This window comes from Sulfuricurvum sp., from assembly GCF_036279695.1.
Lineage (GTDB): Bacteria > Campylobacterota > Campylobacteria > Campylobacterales > Sulfurimonadaceae > Sulfuricurvum.
In genome coordinates this window covers 1-3,961 of sequence record NZ_DASUIQ010000113.1, presented here as the reverse complement: position 1 = coordinate 3,961, position 3,961 = coordinate 1, and the positions used below count along the sequence as shown (strand labels likewise).

The 3,961-nt window shown below is 44.3% G+C and carries 4 protein-coding genes; all 4 read right to left on the bottom strand.

The features are described from left to right. Positions 1 to 2,084 (bottom strand): hypothetical protein (locus tag VFW36_RS11060; protein WP_329658872.1); only part of this gene is annotated, 2,084 nt, incomplete at its 3' end. A gap of 12 nt (positions 2,085 to 2,096) precedes the next feature. After that, positions 2,097 to 3,308: a threonine ammonia-lyase gene (ilvA, locus tag VFW36_RS11055; RefSeq protein ID WP_329658871.1), complete on the bottom strand. Its 1,212-nt coding sequence runs from the start codon at positions 3,306 to 3,308 to the stop codon at positions 2,097 to 2,099. A gap of 9 nt (positions 3,309 to 3,317) precedes the next feature. Next, entirely contained in the window at positions 3,318 to 3,749 is a 432-nt protein-coding gene (locus VFW36_RS11050) for a CoA-binding protein (RefSeq protein ID WP_329658870.1), read from the bottom strand. Between the two features lie 45 nt (positions 3,750 to 3,794). Next, positions 3,795 to 3,961, bottom strand: a 167-nt coding sequence (locus VFW36_RS11045; RefSeq protein ID WP_329658873.1) for a citrate/2-methylcitrate synthase, incomplete at its 5' end; no start/stop codon positions are given.

Here is a 3,961-nt window from a genome sequence, read left to right as displayed (position 1 = left end):
GTCTCGATCGAACCTTGTCTAAACGATGATAATTGAATCTTCGACTGTGTTACCCTTTTTAATAAATCAACAATTTCTCGAATCCCATCATCCGCACCAAACATTCCGACATATTGGCGAATTCCGAATTCAATAGCGTTTTGGGGCGCATTTAGCCGTATTTTATCTTCTAACTGAACGCAATACGCTTGTGCGATAACGGCCGCCATTGCCGCATATTTCGGTCGAATACCAAAATACGGTTCAAACACCGACAGCGTTTCGCGCGCATCCCCTTTTGCGGCCGAACGTTGTGCTTTATCGACAACATTGTTCCATTGACGCTCCAACGCCTGTGCTTCTGCGGTTTCATATAGCAACGGAAAAGAGCTTAGATAGGTAAATGCATTGGAGAGATTATTGGAAGATATTGCCTCATAAAACAGATGTTTGATCCGTATCGTATCAATCATCTCTTGCGCTTCCGTCGCATAGTCAGGAAAAGAGACTAGGATTTCACACGCTTTTCGAGCGGTAGCAAACTCACCATTTGCATACGATTTTTGAGATTGGATATAAAGCTTGTCCGCATAATCCATCACTTCCGTATATTCGGAAAACTCTTTTAAAAACGGGTGTTTTTTGACTAATGCAAAGAATTTGACATAGTCGCGCTGTGCGATCGTTTTTTTGAAATAAAGATACATTTTTCGATCTTCAAAAAGCTGTTGCACGAGTACCGTTTTTTCCGAAATTCCTCGATAGGGAGCAAATAGCTCCTTTGCTTTTTCATCCCCGTTAGGGGTTAAAATCAATTCCTGTGCTTTAAAAAAGAGCTTTTTCCATTTCAATTCCATTTTACGATAAACACCCGTTTCTTGAAAAGCCGGATACTGTTTCGCTAATGAATACGCCAAAGATAATCGCCCTTCCTCCGCACAACTTTGAAAATGTTCAAATTTTTCATACGAACTGAGCATTTGTGTAATAAGTACATTTTTTTTCGGTATGGGAACAAAAGGGGCAAAAAGATCTTTCGCCTTTTGTCGCTCATTATTTTCGAGGTAACTACGCCCTTTTTCCAATGCATCAAGCCATATTTTTTCAGCCGCATCATACGTTTTCGAATAATAGAGCATCGGATTATCTTCAAGAGCATCGTAAAAGGGCTTATAATCTCGATCTCTGAGCATTTGAACATAGGACTCTTCATTGCCCAATAGGGGATAAAAATGGATATTTCCCTCTACCGTACCGATAGCCAAGCGAACCGGATTGGTTAAAAAAGTTACCGAAGTCGTAGTCTCGGAAAGTTTTAAATAGCGTGCTGAAACCTGTTCCATGGTATGCATATCGTATAAACCGATATATCCCCGTTTCGTCGCAATAAAAACAAACCGTTTTGTGGTGCTGATGCACATAGAGGTAACATCATCATTCATTTTTTGAAGTCGTTTGATTATTTTGGCACTACCGATATCCCAAACGATCACCCCTCCCTCTTTCTCGACAGAGAGGAGTTTTGCATCCGGTAAAAAAAGAATTTTGACAATCGCACTGGAGTGTCCTCTCAATTTAATCGGCTTGTTCATCGTTGCGATATTGAGAAGATTGATCGTGGTGTCATAGCTTCCGGTTGCGATCCATTGTCCGTTATCGTTAAAAGCGACAGCACTGACATAATCGGCATGCGGAGGAAGGGTAAACGCAAGACGAGACGTCTTCAAAACCCAAGCGAATGTTTTGCCGTCTTGTCCACAGGTAACGAAATACCGACCGTTTGGATCGAGTCCGACGCTTTCAACTTCTCCGTGATGAAGACCTGATTTGTACAGCATTTTTCGCTTCGATAAACTAAAAACGGCCGCTTGGTTTGTCCCCAAAATAGCTGAGATAGAGTACTCTGCATCCGGAGTCATATCAACATAACTGCCGATATATCGCTCATGCAGAATGTTGGTTTTAAACCCGTCTACCACGTCATAGCTCGATGCATCGATAATACGGAGTGCGTTTTGGGCATCGATAGCGCCGAGATTTCCGTTTGAGAGGGTTTTAAGAAAGAGTACGGGATGTTTAAAACTTAAAATTTTTGAAACATCCATACCCGTTACCCCTTAGTGTTCTTCGCTGCTTAGGTAGCGGTTATCTTTTAAAGCTGTGCGGATTTGCTGTTGGTGAATTTCACCTTTGGTCTCTAGATGGATCGTTACGTTCGCATCTCCATAGGCCAATGAAGTAGAGGTACGGTCATACTCGATATGGACGATATTGGCATTAAGGTCTTGAAGCATCCGTGTAAGCTGCATCAATGTCCCTGGTTTATCGATCAATGTGACGGTCAGTTTCATCTTACGTCCCGATTTGATCAGCCCTTTTTCGATAATGATGGAGAGCAGAGTAACATCCATGTTTCCGCCGCTGAGAACAACACCGACGTTTTTATCACTCAGACCTTCTATTTTGTGATGGAGAAGTGCCGCAACACCTGCCGCACCTGCCCCCTCAACAACGAGTTTTTGACGTTCTAACAAGAACAAAATGGCATTCGCAATCTCTTCATCATCGACGCTGATAAACTCATCCACCGATTCAAGGATATGAGATAGAGTAATAGGTGACGTATCACGTACGGCGATACCGTCTGCGATCGTGCGGACACTGGTAGAATCAATCGCTGTTTTAGCCTCGTAAGATTCACGCATCGCAGGAGCACCCGCAGCACCGACACCGATCACGCGGATATGAGGAGCAATCGATTTGATCGCCGAAGCCATACCCGAGATGAGTCCGCCGCCGCCGACAGGGATAACGATGGCATCCAAATCATCCATACATTCGAGCATTTCGATAGCGATTGTCCCCTGACCCGCCATTACCGCTTCATCGGCAAACGGATGGACAAATACCATGCCGTGCTCACTCCCGTAGGTCGAAGCATAGGCATACGCCTCGTCATAATTTGACCCCGCCAAAATAACTTCGGCGCCGTAGTAGCTCACCCCGTTGATCTTGGTGAGCGGAGTTGATTCGGGCATTACGATCAGAGCACGGGTTCCGAACATTTGAGCCGCCATCGCAACCCCTTGAGCGTGATTTCCCGCACTCGCGGCGATCACACCGCGTGAGCGTTCTTCATCATTCAATGACGCGATTTTATTGTAGGCACCGCGGATTTTAAAAGCGCCCGTTACTTGGAGGTTCTCTTTTTTGAGATAGACATTACACCCTGACTCTTGACTCAGACGCGGAGCATGTGCAAACGGCGTTTTGACGATCACATCTTTGATCCGTTCGTTCGCCTCGTATATGGTTTTTAAATCGATCAAACTTTCCCTTTAACCATGGATGAGACGATGCTCAACCATACTGCAATGATTTTGAACTACCTTCATCCCTGCATCTCTTGCACGCTGTGCAGCTTCGTTATTGACGATCCCTTTTTGAGCCCAGAACACTTTAACGTCGCCTCGCTCGATACATGCGTCCGCTACTGCATTCAGTGCATCGGGTTTTCGGAAGATATTAACCATATCGACCGCAAAGGGGATTTCGCTTAAAGAGCGGTATACTTTTTCTCCCAAAATCGTCTCTTCTTTTGGATAAACAGGTACAATCGTATACCCCGCATTTTTGAGGTATTGGGCAACACGGTAACTGTCTTTGCTCGAATCGGGTGAGAGTCCCAACACTGCAATCGTTTTAACTTCGTCTAAAATAGTTTTTATTTCATCATTCGTTGCATTGACACTCGGAAATTCGCACTCCATAAAAGCTCCTCATACTGGATAACTTTCTTATTATAGCAAAATTATTCAAACACCTTTTTTTATCTCTCCGATATAGCGCTGTCTCGGACGGGCTATTTTCATCTCCCGATCGTTTTTGAGTTCTATCCATTGGGTGATCCACCCCACCGAACGGCCGATGACGAAAATGATCGTAAACATCGATTTTGGGATCTTGAGCGCCGTGAGGATCA